Source organism: Rouxiella chamberiensis (assembly GCF_026967475.1).
Classification (GTDB): domain Bacteria; phylum Pseudomonadota; class Gammaproteobacteria; order Enterobacterales; family Enterobacteriaceae; genus Rouxiella; species Rouxiella chamberiensis.
In genome coordinates this window covers 3,921,739-3,947,460 of the sequence record NZ_CP114058.1, presented here as the reverse complement: position 1 = coordinate 3,947,460, position 25,722 = coordinate 3,921,739, and the positions used below count along the sequence as shown (strand labels likewise).

The following is a 25,722-nucleotide window of genomic DNA, read 5'->3' as shown; positions in this document are numbered from 1 at the left end:
GGAATTTCAAGCTGAAAGAGCCAATTTTGCAAGATATTGCAGCAACGCGCACATTAATGCATATGGTGGCGAAGCTGCATTACGAGTCCGATATGTCGCAAGTCGAGATTGCCCGCAAGCTGGACGTCTCCACCGCGACGATTTCGCGTTTGCTAAACAAAGCCCGCGCGGCAGGTATTGTTCGCATAGAAGTCATAGGTTTATCTTCGCCGGAAAATATGACGGCCGACCTTGTTCAGCGCCTTGGCTTAAAGCATGCCTATGTCGTCGACGCGCCGCCGAATAACGTGCTCGACTCCCTGCGCACGCCACTGGCGTCTTTGCTGTCTCAGGCCGGATTAAGTGCCGGATCGGTATTGGGTATCGGCTGGGGACGTGCGGTAAGAGAGGTCACACTGGCCGGATTGCCGCGTCTGCCGGGCGTGTTGACCGTCGCGCTTAACGGCGGCATGCAGCAGGCTGCGCCGCATTTTCAGATTACCGAATTTGTGCGCCGTGCTGCCGAGCAAATGGAAGGCACGCCGTATTTCCTGCACGCGCCCTATATTTCGTCTCCTGCGCTGCGCGAGGCGTTTCTGGGTGATCCCAGCGTTCAGGAAATTATTTCTCTTTGGGACAGGCTGGATGTCGCGATAGTCGGTATCGGCCTGACCCATGAACCCCGTCCGAGTGAGAGCAGCACCGCCACGCCGGGCGAGCAGGCGCTCAGCCATGCCACGGGCGACGTGCTGCGCCATTACATTATGGAATCGGGTGAAATTCTGCATTGGGAAGGGGAAGAACGGATGATTGCGGCGTCGGTCGAGCAGCTGCGCCGCACGCCGTTGACGATTGGCGTTGCCGCAACGCCGGAAAAAGCGGCCGGTATTATCGGTGCCGTCCGCTCGGGGATGATCAATTCGCTGGTCACCGACGTCAACACCGCACAGGCCATTCTGGACCGCTTGCCGCTAAATTGAGACCGTGGTGTTTATAGAGGCGCGTAAAACTACGCGCCGAAAAATAGGGCCTTTTGGCGCACGTATTCATTGCAAGACATAGAAATGAGGGAGGGGATCGTGAAAAAAGCAGGAATAAAACAGGAGAGAGTCTGACGTCCTTTGCGATTGGGATTTTGCATTCCACTTAACAATATCAACGTCTGTCATACCCTCAAAAACATGGACATGATGCATATTTTCAATCTGGGCATCAGGTTTTGGGAAATGATTTGCCCTATCTTTACCAAAGAAATCGACGATAGTTTGCTACTGCATTTGAATGGCGATTTCAGGCCTTGGAAGATTTCCCCGCTCACCGCTTAATGTCTTGTAGTTTGTTCGCATAACCTGCGGCTAAAACCCGCACTGACTGCAAAACTGTACATGTCTTACTCGGCATGGGCAAAGAGTCCATCATGAACCTCGCCGGAGGAATGCTTTCAGACTCTTTGCCGAATATCCTTTTACCTTGAGGACGGCTCTTACTCACCGCGTCCGGCAATTAAATCCTGCGCGCAGGCCCAGGCCGAGCTCCAGGCCCACTGGAAGTTGTAGCCGCCGAGCCAGCCAGTAACGTCGACCACTTCGCCGATAAAGTACAGACCGGCGATGCCGTTGGCGGCCATGGTTTTCGAAGACAGCGCGCGGGTATCGACGCCGCCCAGCGTAACTTCGGCAGTTCGATAGCCTTCGGTGCCGTTGGGCTGAACCTGCCAGGTTCTGCAACTGCTCCACCAGCGCTGTCTGCTGCGGGGCATTCAGCTGTTTCAGCGTGACATCCGGAATCTGTCCCAGCGTCTGCAAACATTCGACCAGTCTTTTCGGCAACTGGAGAGACAGGGTATTTTTCAGGCTCTGATTAGGATGGTCCTGACGTTGCTGATTCAGGAAGGCCGCCAAGTCTACGCCAGGAAGTAAGTCAACGCTCACAAACTCACCAGGCTGCCAATAGCTCGACAGCTGCAACACGGCCGGGCCGGAAAGGCCACGATGGGTAAAGAGGATGTTTTCGCGAAATACGGTGCCGTCCTGCGCAGTTAATACAGCAGGCACCGACACACCAGACAGCGTTTGCAAATGCTCAAGCAGCGGTTTATGCAGTGTAAAAGGCACCAGACCGGCGCGCGTGGGCAGAACCTTGAGACCAAACTGCTCGGCAAGACGATAGCCGAAAGGAGACGCGCCAAGGCCGGGCATAGACAGTCCGCCACTCGCCACGACGAGTGAGCGAGTGCTTACTTCTTGACCATTGAGTCGCAAAATATACCCCGACTCGCGCTTCTCGACCTCGGTAATTTCGCTGCGCAGGCGGAAAACCACCTGTCCTTTCTGGCACTCCTGCTCGAGCATCGCCACGATTTGCTGGGCAGAATCGTCGCAAAACAGCTGGCCGAGCGTCTTCTCGTGCCATGCGATGCCATAGCGCGTGACCAAGTCGATAAAGTCCCACTGGGTGTAGCGGGCAAGGGCAGATTTACAGAAGTGCGGATTTTCCGACAGATACGCAGCAGGTTCGGTATAGAGGTTGGTGAAATTGCAGCGGCCGCCGCCGGACATCAGAATTTTGCGGCCCAGCTTTTTGCCGTTGTCGAGCAACAAGACCTTGCAGCCGCCCTGGCCGGCCTGCGCAGCGCAAAACATTCCTGCCGCACCGGCACCAATGACTACAACGTCGTACTGTTCCACATAAACCTCTCAAAATTGGGCACACACAAAGAAAAACACGCTGACAAATGAACAAAAAGCGTTCAAATCAGCTTCTTGCGCGGCCGATTGTAAGCTCTGTAGCGTTGATTAGCCAGAATCCTGCGGATTAATCTGCGACGGTAAACAAATGTTTCAGAAGTAAAATCACATAAAAATCAATAACTTTAAAAACTACGCTTTGCATATCATTGATTTTTCTCCTACGTTTAGACAAAAAAATGTCATATTTTTCTTTTCCACTCACCCTGTTCTCGCAGATAATGCGCGGCGTTCATGTCCACAAACTGGCGTAACAATTATGCTGCATTTATTCGCCGGGTTGGATTTCCATACCGGCCTGTTATTGATACTCGCATTACTGTTTGTGTTGTTCTACGAAGCCATCAACGGCTTCCACGATACGGCAAACGCAGTGGCGACAGTGATTTACACGCGCGCTATGCGTTCGCAACTTGCGGTTGTGATGGCTGGCGTATTCAATTTCTTCGGCGTCATGCTTGGCGGCTTGAGCGTGGCTTACGCCATCGTCCACTTGCTTCCGACCGATCTGCTGTTGAATGTGGGTTCCGCACATGGCCTTGCCATGGTGTTTTCGATGCTTCTGGCAGCGATTATCTGGAATCTGGGAACCTGGTATTTCGGCCTGCCGGCCTCCAGCTCCCACACACTCATTGGTTCCATTATCGGCGTGGGTCTGACCAACGCAATAATGACCCACAGTTCGGTAATTGATGCTCTAAACATTCCGAAAATGATTGGTATTTTCCTGTCGCTGATTATCTCGCCACTGGTGGGGATGATTATTGCCGGGACCATGATTTTTCTGCTCCGTCGCTACTGGAGCGGGAATAAGAAACGTAAACGTATTCACCTGACGCCGGCTGAACGCGAAAAGCAGGATGGCAAGAAAAAGCCGCCATTCTGGACGCGTATCGCCCTGATCCTTTCCGCCATCGGGGTAAGTTTCTCCCACGGCGCGAATGATGGTCAGAAAGGCATTGGTCTGATTATGCTGGTGCTGATTGGTGTGGCACCTGCCGGTTTCGTTCTGAATATGAACGCGACGGGCTACGACATTACACGTACGCGTGATGCCGTGACGCACCTGCAACAGTATTATCAGCAGCACAACCAGGCACTGCCTGAAGTGGTTGCGCTGACGCCGCTGGTGCCCGCTCCGGCGGACAACAACGTGCATGCAACGGTTGATTTCCACTGTAACGACAGTCTGGCCATGGAGGCGATTACTCGCACTCAGGGTCTGCTGACCAACCTGCAAAGCTATAGCGATCTGGCCCCTGAACAACGTAGCCAGATGCGCCGTATGCTGATGTGTGTTGCCGATACCGTGGACAAAACGGCGAAGCTGAGTGAAACCAGTTCTGCCGACAAGCGCTTCCTGAATGACTTGCACGGCGATCTGCTTGAAACCGTCGAGTATGCGCCAATCTGGATAATCGTCGCGGTCGCTCTGGCGCTTGCGCTCGGTACCATGGTGGGCTGGAAACGCGTTGCCACGACCATCGGCGAGAAGATTGGCAAGAAGGGCATGACCTATGCGCAGGGCCTGTCTGCACAGGTTACGGCGGCAGTCTCGATTGGTGTAGCAAGTTACACCGGGATGCCGGTCTCCACCACCCACGTGCTTTCTTCTGCCGTAGCCGGTACGATGATTGTCGATGGCGGTGGCGTGCAGAGCAAGACTATCAAGAACATCGCGCTGGCGTGGTTGCTGACGCTGCCGGTGTCTATCCTGCTCTCCGGTGTGCTGTACTGGCTGGCGCTGAAGCTGGTTTAACTTCCGGCCGGACAACGTAAAAAGGCGGTGCATGAAAATGCGCCGCCTTTATTTTTGCTTTCCGTTTTCCACATTCACTAGGATTTCATGCTCGAAAAGTATTCCGATGTCTCGGTGAACTAATACCACATCAGCATGGCCAGCATGCTGACAAGAATTAATCCACATAGCGCGGTGGTCAGTACAAATTGTCCGCGAACCCTTTCACAGCGCCGAATAAATTCGGGGTCATGATGATCGACATAACGTTGGGCATAGATATAACGCACGAGTCTTATTTGCTTGCTGGGTTGTCCATGCGCCGTAAAAAAACCGCCGCCATCGACATATTGATAAAGTAGCGGATCGCACCCTCGCAATACCACCAGCAATGCACGCAGAGAAGAATAGTAACGCAGCATATTCACTACACAAACTACACACAAAGCCCAAAATAGCGCATTGGGACTGATCATGTTTCCCCCTTAAGGCGACGTCCAAACCCACCCTCTACACGCTGCGAGTTTCCCGCCCTTTCTCTCCGCTTTTACTTATATCCCCTGGGCCTTGTTCCGCCCGCCCCCAGACCCCTTCCGGGCTTGCCACATCCGCCTCTCCCGACCAGTTTGGCAGCAGGTAAACTGTACGCCCGCTTCTTATTGATTGTAGGAAATGAAATAAAATTCGGGGAGCAAAAAAGCAATATTTCTCGCCATAAGTCTGGCTGAACAAAGTGATGCAGGGTATTCGGCGGATGAATGAGGCCATTACGATCGACGTTTTACAGCTATACTTGAGGTATGCTAGGTTTTCAGCCTGTTGTTTATGCAATGATTAATGCAGGCAACGGTACCAGGACGAAACGCAAATAATCCAAACAAACGTTAAATGACTTATGGAAGGAGTTTCTTATGGCTTATAAACACATTCTCATTGCGGTTGACCTTTCTCCAGAGAGTAAATTGCTGGTCGAGAAAGCGGTCTCACTGGCCCAGCCCTACAATGCCAAAGTGTCTCTTATCCACGTCGATGTGAACTATTCAGACCTGTACACCGGCCTGATTGACGTTAACCTCGGCGACATGCAAAAACGTATTTCCGAAGAGACGCACAATGCGCTGACCGAAACTGTCGCAAAATGCGGGCTATCCGATTGCCGGTACATTGAGCGGCAGCGGCGATTTGGCACAGGTGCTGGTTGATGCCATCAAGCAGTATGAGGTGGACCTGGTCATCTGCGGCCACCATCAGGATTTCTGGAGCAAGCTGATGTCTTCGGCTCGCCAGCTGATCAATACCGTGCATATCGATATGCTGATTGTGCCTCTGCGCGACCCGGAAGACGACGACGAATAAGGCTACGCCGCCAGATTGTCACGCTGTGGAGGTGCAAATTTGCACCTCCCCCTCTCCTGTTTTCATCATAAAATGATGTAGCTCAAATTTCGCTTTATTAAATTTCGATCAACTTAAAACCTGCTATACAAAGCCTTTCATTTCCCTTATAGCTAGTGAATCATTTGTGAACAAATGGAATTTGTTAGCCTATGGATACGCAATCTTCCGGCAAAAAATGGCCTCGACCATTGCCACGCCATTACAATATCGAAACCACTGCCCAACTCTGCGGCGTGCTTCCCGTCAACCTTCGCACCTGGCAGCGCCTCGGGCTTATTCAACCTCGCCACGACGAGCGCGGAAGTCGCTGGTACAGCGATAACGATCTCACTCGCCTGCATACGATCGTCAAAACGATTTCAGCCGGTATTCCGATCGCCGAGATCCGCCCGCATGGCACGACGACGGAAGAGACATTGCCGTCCGGCGACAAGGTTGCCCGTCATAACAGCAGCTGGCGCGGTTTGCAGGCGGAAATTCTCCACTGCCTCGGCGAGGGGAATGGCTTCGCCTGCGCCGTCTGCTCTGGCGATTTGGACGAGAGTATCCGCTGACCTATCTGGTCAATCGGGTGCTGCGCCCTATCCGCGCGTTTCTCACCACCAGCAGGCAGCCGGCGCTGATTCAGCAAAAAGGCCTGTTCGACAGCATTATTCTCGAATATGCGACTTACATGATGCGGGTACTGCGCACCAAAACCCGTGCTCAGGTGTTGCTGCTGGCGATGCAGATAGACGATCCGCTGGAGCTGTGGCTGGAGTCGCTAAGACTGTCTGGCGAGGGGTTAAACGTCGAGATTGTGCATGACGAAGTGAAGGAACCCGAGTTGTCGGGCTTCGGGATGGAGCATTATCTGATTTGGTCTGACCGCCCGCTGGACGAAGCGCCAGCAGGCCATCTTTGACTTCTGGTTACAGCAGGGCCTGCCGGTGATGTTGCTGGGCAAGGCCGCGCGCTCTAAAGTGGCGTATAAATATCAAAGCGGTGACTTTTCGTCGTAACCGCCGCCTGCGCAGGAATATCGGCCATGGGCGGCGCGTAGTCGGGGCGTTTCACCACGATACGTTTGGTCGCCAGACGCCGCGCAGGTTCGAGCAGGCCATCGGCATCGTCATCGGCGCCCACCAGTCCCTGAAACACCCGCATCTCTTTCTTCACCAACGCGCTTTTCTGACGATGCGGATACATCGGATCAAGATAAACCACCTGCGGACGCGGCGTGATTTCGCCGAGCGCAGTCAGGCTCGAGCCGTGCAGCAAAGTTAACCTTTCCTGCAACCACGGGCCGATTTCCACATCGCGATAGCCGCGCGACAGTCCGTCGTCCAGCAAGGCCGCCACCACCGGATTACGTTCAATCATTCTGACCCGGCAACCCAGCGCGGCCAGCACGAACGCGTCGCGCCCAAGCCCCGCCGTGGCATCGACCACATCAGGCAGATAGCTGCCCTTGATCCCGACCGCCTTGGCAACCGCTTCGCCACGACCGCCGCCAAAACGACGACGATGCCCCATCGTGCCGCCCACGAAATCGACATAAATCGCGCCCAGTTTGGGTTCGTCCCGCTTGCGCAGTTCAAGTCGCTCGGGCGTCAGCACCAGCGCCATTATCGCGTCGGGATCGGAAATCAGTTTCCAGCGATCGGCCAGAATAGATAAGGCGCCTGCATCGGCGCCTTCTTCACAGGTTAAAAACACACTCACGGGAGGCGGTTATCCTTCAACACTCTGCTCTTTGATATCATAGTGGCGCAGCATAGCATCCAGCTGTGGTTCACGGCCACGGAAGCGTTTAAACAACTCCATCGGCTCTTCGGAACCGCCGCGCGACAAAATATTGTCGAGGAACGACTGACCGGTTTCGCGGTTGAAAATACCTTCTTCCTCAAAGCGCGAATAGGCATCGGCAGACAACACTTCGGCCCACAGATAGCTGTAGTAACCCGCCGCATAACCCCCGGCAAAGATGTGGCTAAAGGCATGCGGGAAGCGGCCCCAGCTTGGTGAAGGCACCACGGCGACCTGTTTTTTGATCTCGGCCAGCGTTTCGAGAATCTGCGCGCCCTTTGCAGGGTCGTATTCGGCGTGCATACGGAAATCGAACAGGCCGAACTCCAGCTGACGCAGAATAAACAGCGCCGCCTGATAGTTTTTCGCCGCCAGCATTTTCTCCAGCATCGCCTGCGGCAGCGGCTCGTTGGTCTGGTAATGACCCGAGATAAACGCCAGCGCGTCCGGCTCCCAGCACCAGTTTTCCATAAACTGGCTTGGCAGTTCGACCGCATCCCACGGCACACCGCTGATACCGGCTACACCCGAGGTTTCGATTTTGGTCAGCATATGGTGCAAGCCATGACCAAACTCGTGGAACAGCGTGGTGACTTCATTATGGGTAAACAGCGCCGGATTGTTGCCGACCGGACGGGTAAAGTTACAGGTCAGATAGGCAATCGGGTGCTGCAACTCCCCGCCGGTACGACGCAGGCTGCCGACGTAGTCATTCATCCACGCCCCGCCGCGCTTGTTTTCGCGGGCATAGAGGTCAAGATAGAAACTGCCGCGCAGGTCGCCGCTGTCGTCAAACAGGTCAAAGAAACGTACGTCTTTGTGCCAGGTATCGACGTTGGTCCGCTCTTTGGCAGTAATGCCGTAGATGCGCTTGACCACCTCGAACAGACCCGACAACGCGCGATTTTCCGGGAAATAGGGGCGCAGCTGCTCATCGTTAATCGAAAACAGATGCTGTTTCTGTTTTTCCGCAAAATACGGCAGGTCCCAGGCATTCATCTCGTCAACGTTGAAATGCTCTTTCGCAAAGGCGCGCAACTGAGCCAGTTCCTGCTCACCCTGCGGACGCGCGCGTTTGGCCAGATCGTTGAGGAATCCGGTAACCTGCTGCGGATTTTCGGCCATTTTGGTCGCGAGCGACATGTCGGCATAAGACTCAAAGCCCAGCAGTTGAGCCAGCTCATGGCGTAGCGCCAACTCTTCCGCCATGACATCGCTGTTGTCCCATTTGCCGGCATTGGGCCCCTGGTCCGACGCACGGGTCGCATAGGCGCGATACATCTCTTCACGCAGCGCGGCGTTTGTCGGCATAGGTCATGACGGGCAGATAGCTCGGCGCATCCAGCGTCAGCAACCAGCCTTCCTGGTTCTTTGGCTTCGGCGAGGGCCCTGGCCGCAGCCAGCGCGCTTTCCGGCAGACCGCTCAACGTTTCGACATCGGTAATCAACTTGCTCCAGCCCATCGTGGCATCCAGCACGTTGTTGCTGTAGGTCGACCCCAGTTCGGAAAGACGGGAGGTGATTTCGCCGTAACGTTTCTGTTTTTCGGCAGACAGCCCGATACCGGAAAGCTCGAAATCACGCAGCGCGTTATCGACTGCTTTTTTCTGTTCCAGTGTCAGACCGGCAAAGTTGCCGCCCTCTTTCAGGTCGCGGTAAGCCTGATACAGTCCTTCATTCTGGCCTGCCCAGGTCGCGAACTCGGACAGCAACGGCAGACACTGCTCATAGGCGGCGCGCAGTTCCGGGCTGTTTTTCACGGAATTCAGGTGTCCTACCGGCGACCAGATGCGGCTAAAGCGGTCTTCGCTTTCGGCAATCGGCTGACACAGGGTTTCAAACGTATAGGGACCCGGCTTGGCGACCACCTCTTCAATGGTTGCACGACAGGTATCAATGGCAGATTTCACTGCGGGAACAATGTGTTCCGGGCGAATGGCAGAGAAAGGAGGTAAATCGAACTGTTCCAGGAGCGGGTTGTTAGACGAATCGTTTTGCGTAGATTGGGTCATAGGGCAGTCCTGTTTATCCTTAGGGGGCCGAGACAGGCGGTGCTTACGTCGACGCGTCCTGCCGCGGTTCTGAATTGGGTGACACCTTCAATATGGCGTAAAAACTAACATGAGGACAAGTCGGGATAAATTCAAGGGCGGGCCGCGGTTATGTCGTTCGAGGCATCGAGACATAATGCCTGTAACTTTTTACCCGCCAAACAGTTTATACTGTCTGTCATGAAGTCCCTGCCGCCGCTTTCTGGCTGCCACTCGCAAACCAGAAAAGTTGCGTAGGCGCGGCATCCTTGCACAGTATAAACTTTCGGTAACCTACTGATTTTACTGTCACTATAAATTATTCGGAAAACGTAAAAACATTATGTTGAGTTACCGTCACAGTTTCCATGCAGGCAATCATGCCGATGTTCTAAAGCATACCGTTCAGAGCCTTATCATCGAGTCTCTGAAAGAAAAGGAAAAACCTTTTCTTTATCTCGACACCCATGCAGGCGCGGGTCGTTATCAGCTAAGCAGCGTTCATGCCGAGCGTACCGGTGAATACCTCGAAGGGATCGCCCGTATCTGGCAGCGTGACGACAAGCCTGCCGAGCTTGATGCCTATATGTCGGCTATCAACCACTTCAATCGCAACGACACCCTGCGCTATTATCCGGGTTCGCCGCTGATTGCCCGTCAGCTGCTGCGCGAAGACGACAAACTGCATCTGACCGAACTGCATCCCAGCGATTTTCCGTTGCTGCGCAGCGAGTTTCAGAAAGACGATCGTGCTCGCGTTCTGCGCGGCGACGGCTATCAGCAGCTCAAGGCGCAGCTCCCCCGCCTTCCCGCCGTGGTCTGATCCTGATGGATCCGCCCTACGAGCTGAAAACCGACTATCAGGATGTGGTAAAAGGCGTTCAGGAAGGCTACAAACGTTTCGCGACCGGCACTTACGCCATCTGGTATCCCGTGGTGATGCGCCAGCAAATCAAACGTATGCTGCGCGACCTTGAAGCGACCGGCATTCGTCGTATTCTGCAAATCGAGCTGGGCGTGCGTCCTGATAGCGATCAGCGCGGCATGACCGCTTCCGGCATGATTGTCATCAACCCGCCGTGGAAACTCGAGCAGCAAATGAAAAACGTGCTGCCGTGGCTGCTCGAAACACTGGTGCCGAATGGCAATGGACATCAGCTGGTAAAATGGGTTGTGCCCGAGTAAATTCCGGCATTAATCCCCGCATAGATTTCGCGTTGCCGTAAAATGGCAGCCAGGAGAATCCCCGGAAACTTGTCCGTTAAGTGGCTGGGGAAAGAACAAAACCTATTGCAATCATCGTTGCAAACTTTGCGACAAAGCCGTTTCTGGCGCTAAACTCTATGCCATCAGATTTTAGCTATCTTGGGAACGCGCTTCCCGGCTTATATCATTCTCAACCTACGGAAAATTCGATGACTAAACATTATGACTACCTGGCCATTGGCGGCGGCAGCGGCGGTATCGCATCAATCAACCGCGCAGCCTCGTACGGACAAAAATGTGCCATTATCGAAGCTAAAGCCCTTGGCGGTACCTGTGTCAACGTCGGCTGTGTTCCAAAGAAAGTGATGTGGCATGCCGCTCAAATTTCCGAAGCTATTCGCAACTACGGCCCTGATTACGGTTTCGATACTCAGGTGAACGGCTTTAACTGGAAAACACTGGTTGCCAACCGTACAGCGTATATCGACCGCATTCATACCTCCTACGACAACGTACTGGGTAAAAACAAAGTTGACGTCATTCACGGTTTTGCCCGCTTTGTCGATGCGCATACCGTTGAAGTCAATGGCGAAACCATCACGGCCGATCACATTCTGATCGCCACCGGCGGCCGTCCGAGCCACCCTGATATTCCGGGTGCAGAGTACGGCATCGATTCTGACGGTTTCTTTGACCTGACTGAAATGCCGCAGCGCGTCGCGGTTGTGGGTGCAGGCTACATTGCGGTGGAAATCGCCGGTGTAATGAACGGCCTGGGCGCAGAAACCCATCTGTTCGTGCGTAAACATGCACCGCTGCGTACTTTTGATCCGTTGATTGTAGAAACGCTGGTCGAAGTCATGAATACCGAAGGCCCGGCGCTGCATACCGAGTCTATTCCGAAAGAAGTGGTCAAAAATGCCAACGGCAGCCTGACGCTGAAACTGGATAACGGCAAAGAGTTTGAAGTCGACTGCCTGGTCTGGGCTATCGGCCGCGAGCCGGAAACCGACAATTTCAACCTGAAAGCCACCGGTGTCAAAACCAATGAAAAAGGCTATATCGAGGTTGATAAGTTCCAGAATACCAACGTCAAGGGCATTTATGCCGTGGGTGACAACACCGGTGCCGTTGAACTGACGCCGGTTGCAGTTGCTGCGGGTCGTCGTCTTTCAGAAACGCCTGTTCAACAACAAGCCTGACGAGCATCTGGATTACAGCCTGATCCCGACCGTAGTCTTCAGCCATCCGCCAATTGGTACTGTGGGCTTGAGCGAGCCGGAAGCCGAAGAGAAATACGGAAAAGACAACGTTAAAGTGTATAAATCCTCTTTCACCGCCATGTATACCGCAGTGACTCAGCATCGCCAGCCTTGCCGTATGAAGCTGGTCTGTGTGGGTAAAGAAGAGAAGATTGTCGGCATTCACGGCATTGGCTACGGCATGGACGAAATCCTGCAAGGCTTCGCCGTGGCTCTGAAAATGGGTGCCACCAAGAAAGATTTCGACAACACCGTTGCCATTCACCCAACGGGTGCGGAAGAATTCGTGACCATGCGTTAATTTCGGGTCATTTTTCTTTCTGAAAAATCTTGTCGGCTGCCGTGTGCTCACTGCAGCCGATTTTTTTGGCTTCTTTTCGTCCTGACGGGCCTGCGCAGTTTGGCCGGAACATATAAAATGCCGTCGTCGTCAAAATAGCGGGATTTAATCACTTCCTGCATATCGTCGATAATCGAACCGCCGAGTTCCATCATCAAAATAGCCTGTGAATCCGGATTTTTCAGCAAGATTTCCCGCCTTAACGCAGCGTCTTCGAAAAAGGTGTTCATCGCCACTCTTTCGCTTTCCGTACCCATTTTTTTCAGAAAATTATTTTTTATTTGCAGGCCGCGATGGTTGGTCAGGAAATTGGTGGCCGGTGTGCCCCGCGCGATTTCCAGCGCTTCATTCCTCTTGTTCAACAGTGCCTCGGGAACATTTTCATCACGGAGATAGAAAAAATCCGGTACGGCTTTCCCGCCTTCTTTGATGGCCGCATGCATTGTCTCGTGCAACAGGATATGTTGCTGTTTTTGCAGGGTCATATCATGGCCGAAGAAACGATCGGCGAAGGACATTACCTTTTTTCCGGGCGAATAATAGGCAGGGACATTGACTCTTTTAGGATCAAAAATCGACACTCTTTCAATGCTGAGCTCATCGTAGAGAAGATAATTAACCTTCTCCTTGAGTGCTTGCAGCGTGGTTTCGACCTGCCTGATTTCCGTTTTGGCAACGCCGATACCCTGTGCATACCCCAAATGCCACCCGACGATGGTTTCTCCTTTAGGCGTTTTCAGCACCTTTTCGGCATCTTCCAGCGTTTGCCTTGCCCGAAAAAGCGTGTCGGTGATGATATTGGCTTCGGCCCGGTTGTAACGGGCAATCGCCGTGTCTCCACGCGCATGCACTTTTGTGGTCCCGCAAAGAATATTCCAGAATCCGCCAGTGCGAGGCTTGGTCGCGGCACCGGTCGCGGAAGGTGAAGGATTCATGTTATGAATTTTTTGCTCGGGCAAAGTGTCCTCGCCGATATCCAGCCCTTTTTTGCCAAAGTTCTCTGCAACGCCTGCCGCGCCGAATAACGCATTGATTCCGCCATCAACAATATGGCCAAAACCCTGATCTCTTTGCGCTTCGGTATCACCATAAATCGCCTGATAGGTTCCCAATTCAGCCTGGACCACACCAATTTCAAATAATGCGAGACTGCCCACGCCGGGCAAGACGACTAAAACGACGTTGGCCATTTCGGCGGCGGGTTTGAGACTCATCAAAATCTTGTCTTTTAATATTTCCCCGTCGCAGGTGGTCAGCGTTTCGACGTCCCGCATCGTCCGCGATTCTGCCTGTGCCGTTATCCAGGAAAACAGGTCCTGATTAATCCGCTGTGGTGTGTCATTGATGTATCGCGTGTCCCACTGATGCCTGCCCAGTCTTTCAAGCGCGGTGCTGACACCCGAAAATAATCTGCTGTCCTGACAATCGATCAGTGAAAAGTGACTTGCCAACGCTTCACGGGTGTCTGCCTGACTGGCTTGCCTCACCACCCAATTTTTGAGTTCGTTGTGGTCGTTGAATTCGAAAAAATTCTGCCCGTCGGAGGGCATATAGAGGATGACTTTGTGGTTGAAGCCATTGATCAGAATCATGTCGGTGGCGATATAGCCGTAAAGGGTAAAAGTGGAAACGCTCAGCGCGCCGCGATCGGAAAAGAGTCTTTCGAGCTCTTCCATCGACATAGTGGTTAAATGGTTTACATCTCCGAGCGTGGCCAACATGACGGATTGCAGACCCTCTTCGGAAAGCGCATTTCTCTCTTCACCCAGCAGCGCAATAAATTGCCCCTTACACATCGTGCGAAAATCTGCCGCGTTGGTATGCCAAAAATCCCCTAGATGACGCAGAAAACGGTGGCTAAAGTTGCTCTCTTTAACGATATTCAGAAAATCTTCGGGTAAAAGGCGGACTTCGTTATTCTTGCCGAAATGATCGGCGGTAGGACCTTCGGTGTAGATGCCCGCATTGAGCTTGAGCACGTCGGCATTGAGTTGGTCACTGGCACTGAAGTTTTCCAGCAGTATTGCCGTCAGCGTTTTGGCCTCTTTAGGCGGCCCCACATGCTCCCATCCTGTAAAGGTTTCAGAGGAACTCGCTGCAAAATCAAAGCGCAGGAACCAGGTTGTGTCGGGGTTGAGTTCGAGGCCATAGCGGGTACGAATCATCATTTTCAGGTATCCGGCGGCCAGTTCGTAAAGCTGCGGATAACCTTTCCTGATTTTATTGACGACATCCTGATAGGCATTTCTATTCTGAATACGCTGTTGTTCGGCATTTATCTCCTGTTGTGCCAAAGACAGGGTGCTGACACTTTCTGGCGATGCAGACCATTGATCAAGGGTATCCAGCTCAATCCCGATGCCGGTTTGCGCCTTTACGCCCTGCCAAGGAAGCATCTTTGCCAATAAATTGTCGAAGCCTTGATCGATAACGTGAAGTATTGCCTGGGGTTGATTAATCTCGGGCGCTTTCATAAACGAAACGCAACTGTCGGGAGTGGGAGAAGCACGTGAAACGCCAGAGTATGGCAAAACGGGTGTGAGCAGGCGAAGTGCGGCTTCAATGGCGCGTACGGGGCCATCAGGTTGCAGCATCAGCGCTGGCTGAGTGGGTAAGAGGCCGTGTCCGGGTTGGAGTCTCGGCGAGATCAGCGCCATTTTCCACTGCTGGCTGGAATGTTGCTCGGCAGGTTTTTTATAGGTCGAAAACATGCATTTTTTATTATTGCGGACTTGCTCAATCGTTAATTGGTTCCTGAGTAATACCTCTTTGTTAATTGGCTGGCTTTTATAACAATAAGTATTTTTTGAAACCGTCATTTTACCCGGCAACATGGATGTCCTTAATTGATTAAATCACTTTTCCGTTACGCCTGGCCCGTGGCCCTGATGCCGCTGACAGCTTATAATTATTTATGGGCACTATTCTTTAGGTAACCACGGTAACCACATGCTGTTATCCGTATTTTTTGTCTCCCACAGGTCGTCTGCCAACTCCATTAATAGCGTCGCTTGGGTATCGGGATTTTTTAGCAGCAATTCACTTCTTAAATCGAGATTGACGAGAAATTTTTCAATGGCTTCTTCAATCGAGCCGGCCGCCATTTTATTGATAAAATAATGATTGTGAGCGGTTCCTCGGCGTCTAAGCAGATAGTCGGCATCGACCCTTGCCTGAGATATTTCCAACTGCTGATTACGCCGGTAAATAATTCCTTCTTCTCTATCGATACGAGAGAGATAAAAGTAATCCAGAACCTTGCCCCCGTTATCTTTGACGCCAGCATGCATCGACTCGTGAATGACCGCATGGAGCCTTATTTTGGGTGCGGCCCGAAAAAACGTGTCATCGAAGGCAATCACATCTTTATTGAAATTGTAATAGGCGTAAGTGTTTACCCGTTCGGGATCGCAAATAGTGACCCACTTGATACCCTTGTCAAAGTTTTGCAGCCACTGACGTCGGATATCCAGTTCGGTAATCGTCTGTTTCATGACGTCGAGCTTTGAAGCGGGCAGCAGGTCGGCATTTTCATAGCCAAGATATTGCGCCACTATTTCTTCCCCGGCTCTGGTCCTGATTTTCTGCCCTGCCAGACGGAGCGTGTTTTCCATATCCGCCAGAGTCGTCGTCATTCTTGCGCCATATAATGCATTTTTGGCATTGAGGGCGGCGAGCCCACGCGCATTCACCACCGACTGCTTGAATAGCCGGTTAATAAAATTCCCACGTGCAGGTAATACCGGTTTGGGGGGTTGCCAGTGTTGCATGCCGCCAAAAAGCCCGCGTTGTGGATAATGGTCGGAATCGCCATCGGCACGCGCAATATTAATCGGTTCGACTTCGCCAGGGTCAAAGTCGGCATCGCCTTCCAAAAACCTTTCACTCGCGCCCAGTCCGCCGAACCAAGGTATTAACGCCACCGTTGAAGATATCTGCCAATCCCATTTTCCTCTGGCGCTCGGTGTCGCCATTAATGGCGAGATCAACCCCTAACCCTGCCTGCGTTATTCCGACCCCCATAAGGACAAGCCCGCCGACGCTTGGCAAAAACAAAGCGCTTAACGCCGCCATGTCTGCGGCTGATTTGAGGTTGGCGAGCAGCTTTTGTTTAAAGACTTCGTTATTGGTGGTGGTCAGCGTTTTTGCATCACTTAGGGTGCGTAATTCCGCTTGTCGGCTTAGCCAGGTAAAAACATCACCCGAAATCGATTGAGGTTCGTAATGAACGTATTTGGGGTCCCAATTTGTGTTGGCTATCTGATGGAGTGCGAAATCAACGCCTGCAAAACTGTAGCCATCCTGCCGGTCATACAATGAAAAATGGTTTGCCAATGCTTCGCGTTTTTCCGGGTCTTTTGCCTGCGTGACAATCCAGTTTCGTAATGTCTGTGTATTGCCAAACTCGATAAAGCTATCGCGGTCGGAGGGACAATATAAAATCATCTCTCCTTTGGCATTATGAATCAGAAACATATCGCTGGCATGATAGCCGTAGATATCAAAGGTCGAGAGCGTTAACCCAGGCCTTCGCAACACCTTGCGTTCGAGTTCGGCTACCGTCATGTCGGGTATCGAACGAATATCCCCTAGCGTCGCCATCATCGTATTATGCAGACCGACCGAGGATAAACGAGAGGTATTCTGACCTAGCAGGGCAATGAATCGTCCTTTACTGACCGTGCGAAAAGCGCTGCTGTTTTTTAGCCAGAACGCGTTGAGCTTGTTGAAATAGAGGCGGCTGAAATCACTCTCTTTCACTAAGTTAAGAAAATCTTTAGGTAATAATTTTACTTCATTGGCTGCGCCAAAAGACTCTGCGTGGCGGTCAGCGGTATAAATACCGGCATTGGCGCTGAGTTCATCGGCGTTGAGTTGATCTTCTGCTCCATAGTTGGCCAATAATCGCTCCGTCAGCGTTTTTGATTCTCGCGGGGAAACATTGTGTTCCCAGCCTGTATAGGTGGCGGAAGACACTGGAGGCATAGTCAAATCGATGAAACCAGGTGCGGTCAGGGTCGACCTCGAGATGGTATTTTTTCAGCAGACTTTTTTTAATATATTGGCTGGCCAACAAATACAGTTGAGGGTAGTTGTCTCTTAGTCTGGCCACCGTTTTGCTGTAATTAACGCGCTCGAAAGCTACCGGCCGTGGCGTTGCGCGAGGCGACAACGGCATGGGTAATACAGGACGAGCCGCGACCCCCTGCCACGGCAACAGGTTGTTGAATAAATGATTTATTTTTCTATCGACATTGCCTAGCAGGGTCTGGCTTCCAGCCGCCAATGCATCGGCGATGCCGCGCCCGTGATAAAGTGTGGATGCCTGAGTCTTTGCCAGAGGTGAAGTCCCGGCATATCGTCCTGGCGTATGAGGCAACAGGCTGGCATAGATCTCAACGAGGCTCGCAAGAAACCTTGGCGCAGTGACGAATAGCGCTTCAGGGCAATGTATTTCCTGCATCACGGCACGATTATCGCGGTGTATCGTCGCGGTGTTTACCCGCGCATTCGCCGTATGCCACGTTATCGCCTGCTGTTTATTTCTCAGCAAGGTTCTTTCTCTACGTGTTAATACCTTATCTTTTTTACCTGATGAGCGAGTCCGATTAGAATATTCGTAATCAGCCGATGAAATCTGTTTTTCACAGTTATCGAGATTATCTAATGCCAACAATGAGGCAAATTTATTGACCACGCCAAACTCATTAACGTTAATTTGAATATTTGGACTCATTGCCGCAACCTTTTCCATCATGACCTAAATCCTTTTAAATTACTTGTCCTAATGGCGTATACATTTAACCGTTAGCGGTGGGCTTTTATTACTTGTTCGTCAAAAAATGAAACGCATTATTATTTATAAATAATGAAGACGATTGTCATAATATTTAGGTGTGAGCAACACGGAAAAATTCATTGAAGAATTCTTTTTAAATAAGTCAGAACGTCATGACCTTCATATTTCGTCAGAGAGTATAAGGCAAAGAAAGCGCCTGTAATTATATAAAGCGCTTCTTTGAATAAACCTTATTCTTTATGAGTGGGATTTCAATCGTGTTTCAAGGAAATCCAGAAAGGCACGAGTGACTTCACTGCGCTGACGATGCTGCGGATAGACGGCACTTAATGTCAGTGGCTCCGGGTAAAAATCTTCGAGTACCGTGACCAGCGCGCCCGTTTCAAGCGCCTCACCAACAATAAATTCCGGCAACAGCGCCAATCCCAGACCGGCCACCGCTGCGTCACGCAGTACCTCGCCATTGTTGCTGACGATAGGCCCATGTACGTCCAGTAACTTGCGCTTGCCTTCCTGCATGAGTTCCCAGCCATTTTGCCCCTCGCGGCCATAACGCAGACAGGCGTGATGCAGAAGATCCTCCGGCAGCAAAGGCGAACCGGCGCGTTGCAGATAATCGGGACTACAGCAAATAACGCGCTTGAGCACGCTGAGGCGACGGGCAATCAACGTTGAGTCAGACAGCAAGCCGATACGAATCGCGATATCAAAGCCCTCGCCAATCATATCGACGTAGCGGTCGCCCAACTCCACCTGAAACTGCACGGCGGGATGCTGACGCAGAAACTCGGCAATCAGCGGCGAGAGATAGCTCATGCCGAATGACATCGGAATACTGACGCGAAAGGATCCTTGCAACTCTCTTGTGCGCTCGGACACCGCCAGTTCCGCTTCGTGAATATCATCAAGAATTTTCTGTGCATGGCGGGAAAAGACCTGTCCGGACTCGGTAACAGACAGCTTTCGCGTATTGCGAATAAGCAGCCTCACGCCAAGCGAATCCTCCAGCGCCGCCATGCGCCGACTAACATACTGTTTGGACAACAGCAGTTGCTCGGCTGCCGCCGTAAAATTTCCCGCCTTTATTACCGTCATAAAGATTCGTAGATCTTCAATTTGCATGGTATTCGCCCGGTTTGTTGTCGCGTCGTTCATTGTCAACCAAAGGGTGACAGTGTTTGTCACTCAAGCCATCTGTTACGCAAATCAGTTTACGTTTAATCTCTTTACATCGGAAGGGCAAACGTCCTTCCCCCAATAACCCAGGAGCACATCATGATTGAGCAAAGACTGTCAGAACAACGCGGATTAGGTGACCACGGCTGGTTGAATTCTCATCATACCTTCTCTTTTGCGAGCTATTTCGACCCGAAACAGGTTGGCTTCTCTGACCTGCTGGTGATAAACGATGACCGTGTAGCGGCCTCTCGCGGCTTCGGCGCTCACCCACACAGCAACATGGAAATCATCTCCTATGTGCTGGAAGGCGAATTGGCGCACAAAGATTCCATGGGTACCGGTTCGGTTATCGTCCCGGGTGATGTGCAGTTGATGAGCGCAGGGTCAGGCGTTACCCACAGCGAGTTCAACAACTCCAAAACCGACGGCGTGCACTTCCTGCAAATCTGGATTGTGCCGTCTGAAAATGGCACTGAACCGGGCTACCAGCAGGTTTCGGTTGCCGATGCCGAAAAACGTGGCAATCTGCGCCTGATTGCTTCTCGGGCGGGCGGTGAAAATGCCCTGCGTGTCCGTCAGGACATCAAGATTTACTCGGGTCTGTTTGATGGTGACGAACAGCAGACTATCGACCTCGACGCTGAACGTTATGCCTATATCCACGTGGCTCGCGGCAGCGTGACGGTCAACGGGATTGCATTCAAAGCCGGTGACGGTGCCCGTGTTCGTAATGAAGCGTCGCTGACCTTCACCGATGGCGATAAAGCCGAGGTCCTGCTTTTCGACCTGCGTCCGGTAGAAGTAAATCACCCAAAACGTTAAACGCTAATTAACATCACTGAATTTAAAGGCCGGGGATAATATCCCGGCCTTTTTTATTTTTAAATTCAACATAAAAAACACGATTTGCTCTCGGCTAAAAATTCATAAACTCCATACATCTTTCAATTTTAATCTCTACGTTTAAGCCGTGAAGACTCGGCAATGTTTTTTTAGGATGAGTGCGAGAGAAAGCTTTTTCCACAGAAAGAGGTCTTGATGCCCTTCCAGTTCCTCTTATCCAGGACGCGCCTTGCGAAAATCATGACGATGCCAGCGTGACCAATGGTTTTTGGAAATTTGATGGCGCGACAGGGACAGAAAAATGTAGCGGGATATCGAAAAGGCGGTCGAGGAATCGATGACTGGCCAAGAGCAGTCTCGGCCCTGAAAGGCATAGGCGGCGACGCTAAATCTCTGACCACTCGCGGAGCAGGTTGTGATAGAGGTTCAGCAATGACAAAACTTCTTCACTTTCGCCGTGACGTGCCTTGAGTGTCTGAATGTTGCTATCGAGCTCAAACAGCATGCCGCGTCTCTTGTCATCGCGAATCATCGACTGGATCCACATAAAGGACGCCACTCGCGTTCCCTGTGTCACCGGCGTCACACAGTGCAGACTGCTTGAAGGATAGAGGATCATATCCCCTGCCGGCAGCTTGACCGAGTGTTGCCCGTACGTATCGTTGACCACCAGTTCGCCGCCTTCGTAGCTGTCGGGTTCGCACAAAAACAGGGTGGCGGACAGATCAGTACGCATCCAGCCTGCTTCACCATTGTTTCTTACCGCGCCATCGACATGAAAACCGTAGGTTTCATTTTGCTGATAGCGATTGAACAACGGCGAGGAGATATTGCGCGGCAAGGCGGCGGCGAAAAAGAGCGGACTGTTTTGCAGCGCTTTCAATACTGTTGCCTGCAACCGCTGATAAATCTCGCTGCGGGTATCAATCTGCTGATTATTCTTGACCTGTGCGCCCTGATTACCGACGGTTGCGCGGCCATCTATCCACGGGGCCTTTTCCAGTTCACGCGCGAAGGCAGCGACTTCGCTGGCGGTCAATACTGCGGGAATGCGGTACATCATAATGGTTGTCTCATGTGAAAATGTGGGGCTGTCCGCCCCACGCTTTCTATTGATGGTCTGGCTTAGAAGTGAACGTTCGCAGTCAGCAGGAAGGTTCTTTCTTCGCCCGGATGGTAGCGATAGCCGCTCTTGTTGATTGAGGCGACATAATCTTTATCAAACAGATTATAAACATTGAGCTGCAAATCTACGTTACGGTTAATGGCGTAACCGACTTTGGCATCCGCTACCCAGTAGCCTTCGGTATAGGAAGGAGTGCCTATTGCGCCATCGGTGCCACGGCTCAAGCCACCCACGTAACGTGCGCCGCCGCCCACGGACCAGGCATCGCTAACCTGATACTGGTTCCACAGGGTAAAGGCGTGTTTTGGCGTGTAAGGCAGAGATGAAGAACCTTCGGCCGTTTCAACTGCGCCGGTTTTCACAGAAGCGTGCTGCTGGGTATATCCCGCCATAACCTGCCAGGCCGGAGTAATATTGCCGGTCGCAGACAGTTCATACCCTTCTACGCGCTTGCTGCCGTATTGGGAATAAGTGCCGTCGTCGTTGGCTTCTACGTCATTATCGATTTGCGTGCGGAATACCGCGGCCGCCAGTTGCAGACGTTTATCCATGAATTCCCACTTCGAGCCCACTTCGGTCGTCTTGGCTTTCTGCGGTTTGAAATCGGTGCGGTTGGCGCTGTTGCCCGTGCCGCCCGCCGCCAGCGCGAAGGTGCTGCCGCCCGGAGGCTGCTGGGAAATCGCGTAGTTGACATAAACGTTGCCGTTTTCGGTCAGGTGATACAGCGCACCCACTTTCCAGTTGACCAGATTGCCGGACTTGTTGGTATCCACGGTGGTAATCGGCGTGTTTTTAGGTACGCCCGCCGGACAGGCCAAGGCTCCGCGTCCGGTCGCGCCACAGGCCGTCGCGCTGTCGTAGGAGGTGTGGTAATTGTCGAGACGCACGCCGCCATTAACCTCAAACGATTTGGTCAGTTGAAGCGTATCAAAGGCATAAACGCCGAAGGTATCAGTGGTGCCGTTGGCGTTTGCGCCATTGCGATCCAGACCGCCGAGGGTGACGTTGCTGTTCGGATGGTAAATATTGACCGACGGCGGCGTCAGCGCATTCACGCCGTAGTTGGTTTGCTGCTCGCGGGTGAATTCCACACCTGCGCTGACATCATGACCAATCGATCCCGTCTGGAACTTCGAGGTAATATTGGTCTGGTTGGTCAGAATTTTATTGCTGACGTCCTTGGTATTCGACAGACGACCCAGCGACCAGGAACCCACATCCGCCGTTGGACGTGTAATGTTACTATCTGCCGCCATAAAGGCGCTTAACAGGTAATCCTGTTTAATCTGCGACCAGCGGGTGGTGTTGCGAATCGTGGTGTTGTCCGAGAAATCGTGTTCGAAACGCATGGTCACGGTGTCAGTGGTCGAATCGTCGTAATCCGAATCGGTTCCGTAGAAGTTGTGGCTGTTGACCTTGCCCGAATTGTTCAGTGCAGCGGTTGCCGCAGACGGGGCCGAATAGCCCGGCAGGCCGATGGTTGGCACTCCGCCGTCCGGCGTATTGTGCTGCGTCACATGCATGTAGTTCAGGAACAGGCGATTGGATGTGCCCAGACCAAAGGCAATGGACGGTGCCACGCCGTAGCGCTCGTTCTGCACTTTATCGCGGCTGGCGTCGTGCGTTTTTTCACCCATCAGGTTCAAACGAAACGCCGTGGTGTCGTTGATCATCTGGTTATAGTCGAGCGTGCTGCGGCGGAACCAGGCGCTGCCCGCACTGACAGAGGCATCGATGCCGGTATCGGTGCGGGGCTGTTTGCTAATCATGTTGATAGAACCGGTCGGCGCACTGCGGCCATAGTCGCTGCCCGAAGGGCCTTTGATAACTTCGACCTGTTCGGTATTGAACGTATCGCGTGACACGCTGCCGATATCGCGAATTCCGTCCACGTAAATGCTGTTGGAGGTATCGACGCCGCGCATGTAAACCGCATCGCCGGTAGACGAACTGCCGTTTTCACCTGCATAGAATGCGCCAACGCCCGGCACGTTTTTCAACGCGTCGGTCAGATTGTTCACGCCCTGATCGTTAAGAACCTGCTTTGGAATAACGGTAATCGTACGAGTAGTATCAATCAGCGGACGGGTAAATTTCGGGTCCGCAGATTCTCCCGGTGCATAAAGCGAAGGTGCCTGCGCTTCAATCACTAACGTATCGTCTGATTTTTTATCTGAATTATCAGCCGCCTGAGAAAAAGCAGGCGTAGTGATACCGATGCACAGACCGGTAAATAACGTAAGCGAATTGAAACTACTGAAAGGCAAGGTGAGATTTTTGTCCATTTTCTTCGTTATAAGTATTTATTAATTAGCCGACTCAACCATCAAGAGCACCTAACCGCCCGAATAAAATCCCTCAGGTAAACAGTTATTCCCGGAAAAACGTGATGGCACATCAAATGATAAAGATAATAGTTATCATTTATGTTCTTATTTTTATCACGAAAAACTTGCGAAAAAAATACATTTCTTTACGGTTTGATTACACTTTGTGCGTTATGAGAACAATTTGAAGTAAAACCGGCGAAAATGGAGGAATTTTAGGAAGGATTGCAGGCTGGCTTTAGGCCAGCCGAAGGGGAAATTACTGATGGACAAGATTCGAGATTTCAATGAGATTGGCATCGGGGTCACGAATATAGACAGATAAAATAGTGCCCTGCGCACCCGTTCGCAGGACAGGGCCCTCTTCTATGGGAATACCGTGTTCATTGAGTTCAACCACAATCTCGTCAACAGGCGTGGCGCTGATAAAACACAAATCCGCCGAGCCTGGCGTCGGTGTTTTGGCCTTGGGTTCAAACTCGTGACCTCGCGGGTGCAGGTTGATTTTCTGCTGACCAAAGGTCAAGGCCTTGCGGTCGCCCTTGAACGTCACCACCTCAAAGCCCAGTACATGTCGATAGAATCTCACCGTGGCATCGATATCCGCCACGGTTAACACCAAATGATCCAGATGGGTAATTTTCATCGCTTTTACTCCTGTAAGGTATCAGGAAGATTAGCAACGCATTTTATTCTTCGCGAAGATCCTGCCAGGCGACGTAGGCGAACGCGCCGACAAGGCCCACATGCTCAAAGAAACCGTTCATGACCATCGCGCGCTCGGGGCCGGAAATCGCCCAGAAGTTGTTGGCCATAAAATTTGCGGCAAGGGTAAAAATTCCCAGCGCGATGGCGCCCAACCAGCGGTAACGTCCCGAAAGAATCAGCAGCGAAGCGCCGAGTTCGAGCACAATCACGGCCGCCGCCATCGGTGCCGCCGGTGAAAGTCCAAAATGCTGCATTTCGGCAACGGCAGACGAAAAATCAAACAGCTTGACCCCTCCCCCTGCAAATACGCGGCGCAGATAGCCAGTAGAGCCAGCCAGCGCACACTGATATACGGCACGGCTGAAGATTTCATTCCGGAAACAGGTAAATTACGCATGGTTCTCTCCCGCCAGACCCGACCTCGCGGCCAGGTTCGGCAACTGGACATGTGGATTGAATAAGTTAGGCCTTACGCTGCGGAGCCTTATGCACCAGCGTATAGGCGTAGTCCACGCCCATTCCATATGCGCCGCTGTGTTCACGCACCAGATCCATCACGGCGTCGTAGGTTTCTTTGCGAGACCAGTCGCGCTGGTATTCCAGCAAGACCTGCTGCCAGGTTACCGGCACCGCGCCAGCCTGCACCATGCGGTCGATAGCGCGTTCGTGGGCGTCCACACTGGTTCCGCCGGACGTGTCGGTCACGACATAAACCTCAAAGCCTTCGTTCAATGCCATCAATGCCGGGAAGGTCAGACAGACCTCTGTCCACAAGGCAGAAATAATCAGTTTCTTGCGGCCGGTGGCGTTAACGGCGGCGACAAAGGCCTCGTCTTCCCAGGAATTCATTGAGGTTCTCTCAATCGGCTTGACGTCGGGATGCACCGCCAGCAGTTCCGGCCAGATATAACCGCTAAAACTTTCTGTTTCCACGGAGGTATAAATCACCGGCACATTAAAAACCTTGCCTGCCTTGGCGAGCGCAACGGTGTTGTTTTTAAGCTGCTGGCGATCGATATTGGCTACGCCAAAAGACATTTGCGGCTGATGGTCGATAAAAATCAGCGCGGAATTCTGTGGGTCAAGCAGTTCGAATCTAGACATGGTCATCGCCTCTCGGAAGTATTGTTAAGTTATTAACTTGTGAAATTTTGTTTGCTTTCGTGTTGCCTGAAATAACAATAAGAGAGATTGGGAGAGGCAGATAGCGGAAAGAATTTGCCAACTTGTTCAAATAATTTTCACAACCGG

The 25,722-nt window shown here is 52.2% G+C and carries 18 protein-coding genes and 5 pseudogenes; 9 read left to right on the top strand and 14 right to left on the bottom strand.

From position 1 onward, the window contains the following. Nucleotides 1-26: 26 nt before the first annotated feature. The gene (locus O1V66_RS18340; RefSeq protein WP_082051035.1) at nucleotides 27-959 is read left to right on the top strand and encodes a sugar-binding transcriptional regulator; all 933 of its coding nucleotides are present in this window, start codon (nucleotides 27-29) and stop codon (nucleotides 957-959) included. Between the two features lie 503 nt (nucleotides 960-1,462). Here O1V66_RS18340 and O1V66_RS18335 read toward each other — a convergent pair. Beyond that, nucleotides 1,463-2,621, bottom strand: a pseudogene (locus O1V66_RS18335) (BaiN/RdsA family NAD(P)/FAD-dependent oxidoreductase). A 364-nt stretch (nucleotides 2,622-2,985) separates the two neighbouring features. Between O1V66_RS18335 and pitA the strand changes: the two are divergent. Next, entirely contained in the window at nucleotides 2,986-4,485 is a 1,500-nt protein-coding gene (gene pitA / locus O1V66_RS18330; RefSeq protein ID WP_045048719.1) for an inorganic phosphate transporter PitA, read from the top strand. A 119-nt stretch (nucleotides 4,486-4,604) separates the two neighbouring features. On the opposite strand, the gene uspB is transcribed toward pitA, so the two are convergent. Next, nucleotides 4,605-4,940, bottom strand: a complete 336-nt coding sequence (uspB, locus tag O1V66_RS18325; RefSeq protein WP_045048720.1) for a universal stress protein UspB — start codon at nucleotides 4,938-4,940, stop codon at nucleotides 4,605-4,607. Between the two features lie 435 nt (nucleotides 4,941-5,375). Between uspB and uspA the strand changes: the two are divergent. From uspA to O1V66_RS18310, 3 genes and pseudogenes are all read left to right on the top strand, one after another. Then, nucleotides 5,376-5,820, top strand: a pseudogene (gene uspA, locus O1V66_RS18320) (universal stress protein UspA). Between the two features lie 191 nt (nucleotides 5,821-6,011). Next, the gene (locus O1V66_RS18315; protein ID WP_269127957.1) at nucleotides 6,012-6,416 is read left to right on the top strand and encodes a MerR family transcriptional regulator; all 405 of its coding nucleotides are present in this window, start codon (nucleotides 6,012-6,014) and stop codon (nucleotides 6,414-6,416) included. Then, the gene (locus O1V66_RS18310; RefSeq protein WP_414058488.1) at nucleotides 6,317-6,766 is read left to right on the top strand and encodes a hypothetical protein; all 450 of its coding nucleotides are present in this window, start codon (nucleotides 6,317-6,319) and stop codon (nucleotides 6,764-6,766) included. The genes O1V66_RS18315 and O1V66_RS18310 overlap by 100 nt, the downstream gene beginning before the upstream one ends. 53 nt (nucleotides 6,767-6,819) lie before the next feature. On the opposite strand, the gene rsmJ is transcribed toward O1V66_RS18310, so the two are convergent. Next, a complete protein-coding gene (gene rsmJ, locus O1V66_RS18305; protein WP_045048723.1) occupies nucleotides 6,820-7,566 on the bottom strand; it encodes a 16S rRNA (guanine(1516)-N(2))-methyltransferase RsmJ in 747 nt (248 codons plus the stop codon). 9 nt (nucleotides 7,567-7,575) lie between these two features. After that, a pseudogene (prlC, locus tag O1V66_RS18300) lies at nucleotides 7,576-9,662 on the bottom strand (oligopeptidase A). 361 nt (nucleotides 9,663-10,023) lie between these two features. Between prlC and O1V66_RS18295 the strand changes: the two are divergent. After that, a pseudogene (locus tag O1V66_RS18295) lies at nucleotides 10,024-10,865 on the top strand (23S rRNA (adenine(2030)-N(6))-methyltransferase RlmJ). A gap of 230 nt (nucleotides 10,866-11,095) precedes the next feature. Then, nucleotides 11,096-12,449: pseudogene (gene gorA, locus O1V66_RS18290) on the top strand (glutathione-disulfide reductase). 47 nt (nucleotides 12,450-12,496) lie between these two features. Here gorA and O1V66_RS18285 read toward each other — a convergent pair. The 5 genes from O1V66_RS18285 to O1V66_RS18265 form a co-directional block, all read right to left on the bottom strand. Continuing rightward, nucleotides 12,497-15,199: a dermonecrotic toxin domain-containing protein gene (locus tag O1V66_RS18285; protein ID WP_152623644.1), complete on the bottom strand. Its 2,703-nt coding sequence runs from the start codon at nucleotides 15,197-15,199 to the stop codon at nucleotides 12,497-12,499. Between the two features lie 210 nt (nucleotides 15,200-15,409). After that, entirely contained in the window at nucleotides 15,410-16,477 is a 1,068-nt protein-coding gene (locus tag O1V66_RS18280; protein ID WP_269127955.1) for a hypothetical protein, read from the bottom strand. Continuing rightward, nucleotides 16,371-17,465 carry a dermonecrotic toxin domain-containing protein gene (locus tag O1V66_RS18275; protein WP_330873424.1) on the bottom strand — a complete coding sequence of 365 codons (1,095 nt, stop codon included), beginning with the start codon at nucleotides 17,463-17,465 and terminating at the stop codon, nucleotides 16,371-16,373. The genes O1V66_RS18280 and O1V66_RS18275 overlap by 107 nt, the downstream gene beginning before the upstream one ends. After that, complete coding sequence (locus tag O1V66_RS18270) at nucleotides 17,350-18,246, bottom strand: hypothetical protein (RefSeq protein WP_269127953.1); 897 nt, start codon at nucleotides 18,244-18,246, stop codon at nucleotides 17,350-17,352. Before O1V66_RS18270 ends, O1V66_RS18275 begins: the two co-directional genes overlap by 116 nt. Nucleotides 18,247-18,525: 279 nt before the next feature. Beyond that, nucleotides 18,526-19,410 (bottom strand): LysR family transcriptional regulator, encoded by an 885-nt coding sequence (locus O1V66_RS18265; protein ID WP_045048727.1) that lies wholly within the window; start codon nucleotides 19,408-19,410, stop codon nucleotides 18,526-18,528. Nucleotides 19,411-19,563: 153 nt separating this feature from the next. Here O1V66_RS18265 and O1V66_RS18260 point away from each other — a divergent pair, with 153 nt between their 5' ends. Then, nucleotides 19,564-20,289, top strand: coding sequence for a pirin family protein (locus O1V66_RS18260; protein ID WP_045048728.1), 726 nt, complete (start codon nucleotides 19,564-19,566; stop codon nucleotides 20,287-20,289). A 406-nt stretch (nucleotides 20,290-20,695) separates the two neighbouring features. Here O1V66_RS18260 and ybiX read toward each other — a convergent pair whose 3' ends face one another. The 4 genes from ybiX to O1V66_RS18240 form a co-directional block, all read right to left on the bottom strand. Beyond that, the gene (gene ybiX / locus O1V66_RS18255) at nucleotides 20,696-21,373 is read right to left on the bottom strand and encodes a PKHD-type hydroxylase YbiX (RefSeq protein WP_045048729.1); all 678 of its coding nucleotides are present in this window, start codon (nucleotides 21,371-21,373) and stop codon (nucleotides 20,696-20,698) included. Between the two features lie 62 nt (nucleotides 21,374-21,435). Next, complete coding sequence (locus O1V66_RS18250; protein ID WP_045048730.1) at nucleotides 21,436-23,721, bottom strand: catecholate siderophore receptor Fiu; 2,286 nt, start codon at nucleotides 23,719-23,721, stop codon at nucleotides 21,436-21,438. A gap of 301 nt (nucleotides 23,722-24,022) precedes the next feature. After that, a complete protein-coding gene (locus tag O1V66_RS18245; protein ID WP_045048731.1) occupies nucleotides 24,023-24,409 on the bottom strand; it encodes a VOC family protein in 387 nt (128 codons plus the stop codon). Nucleotides 24,410-24,452: 43 nt separating this feature from the next. Then, the gene (locus tag O1V66_RS18240; protein WP_269127952.1) at nucleotides 24,453-24,725 is read right to left on the bottom strand and encodes a DoxX family protein; all 273 of its coding nucleotides are present in this window, start codon (nucleotides 24,723-24,725) and stop codon (nucleotides 24,453-24,455) included. On the opposite strand from O1V66_RS18240, the gene O1V66_RS18235 reads away from it, so the two are divergent. Continuing rightward, on the top strand, nucleotides 24,717-24,932 hold the full coding sequence (locus O1V66_RS18235) for a hypothetical protein (RefSeq protein ID WP_269127951.1): 216 nt from the start codon (nucleotides 24,717-24,719) through the stop codon (nucleotides 24,930-24,932). The genes O1V66_RS18240 and O1V66_RS18235 overlap by 9 nt on opposite strands. 1 nt (nucleotide 24,933) lies before the next feature. Here the strand turns inward: O1V66_RS18235 and O1V66_RS18230 are convergent, their stop codons facing one another. After that, nucleotides 24,934-25,575, bottom strand: a complete 642-nt coding sequence (locus tag O1V66_RS18230) for a hydrolase (RefSeq protein WP_045048733.1) — start codon at nucleotides 25,573-25,575, stop codon at nucleotides 24,934-24,936. Nucleotides 25,576-25,722: the final 147 nt, after the last annotated feature.

Bases quoted from the DNA above. Each gene is read 5' to 3' on its own strand.
- O1V66_RS18260 (WP_045048728.1), top strand. From the start codon at position 19,564: ATGATTGAGCAAAGACTGTCAGAACAACGCGGATTAGGTGACCACGGC.
- ybiX (WP_045048729.1), bottom strand. From the start codon at position 21,373: ATGATGTACCGCATTCCCGCAGTATTGACCGCCAGCGAAGTCGCTGCC.
- O1V66_RS18285 (WP_152623644.1), bottom strand. From the start codon at position 15,199: ATGTTTTCGACCTATAAAAAACCTGCCGAGCAACATTCCAGCCAGCAG.
- O1V66_RS18265 (WP_045048727.1), bottom strand. From the start codon at position 19,410: ATGCAAATTGAAGATCTACGAATCTTTATGACGGTAATAAAGGCGGGA.
- O1V66_RS18235 (WP_269127951.1), top strand. From the start codon at position 24,717: ATGCTGCATTTCGGCAACGGCAGACGAAAAATCAAACAGCTTGACCCC.
- O1V66_RS18250 (WP_045048730.1), bottom strand. From the start codon at position 23,721: ATGGACAAAAATCTCACCTTGCCTTTCAGTAGTTTCAATTCGCTTACG.
- O1V66_RS18270 (WP_269127953.1), bottom strand. From the start codon at position 18,246: ATGATGGAAAAGGTTGCGGCAATGAGTCCAAATATTCAAATTAACGTT.
- uspB (WP_045048720.1), bottom strand. From the start codon at position 4,940: ATGATCAGTCCCAATGCGCTATTTTGGGCTTTGTGTGTAGTTTGTGTA.
- O1V66_RS18245 (WP_045048731.1), bottom strand. From the start codon at position 24,409: ATGAAAATTACCCATCTGGATCATTTGGTGTTAACCGTGGCGGATATC.
- O1V66_RS18240 (WP_269127952.1), bottom strand. From the start codon at position 24,725: ATGCAGCATTTTGGACTTTCACCGGCGGCACCGATGGCGGCGGCCGTG.
- pitA (WP_045048719.1), top strand. From the start codon at position 2,986: ATGCTGCATTTATTCGCCGGGTTGGATTTCCATACCGGCCTGTTATTG.
- O1V66_RS18315 (WP_269127957.1), top strand. From the start codon at position 6,012: ATGGATACGCAATCTTCCGGCAAAAAATGGCCTCGACCATTGCCACGC.
- O1V66_RS18230 (WP_045048733.1), bottom strand. From the start codon at position 25,575: ATGTCTAGATTCGAACTGCTTGACCCACAGAATTCCGCGCTGATTTTT.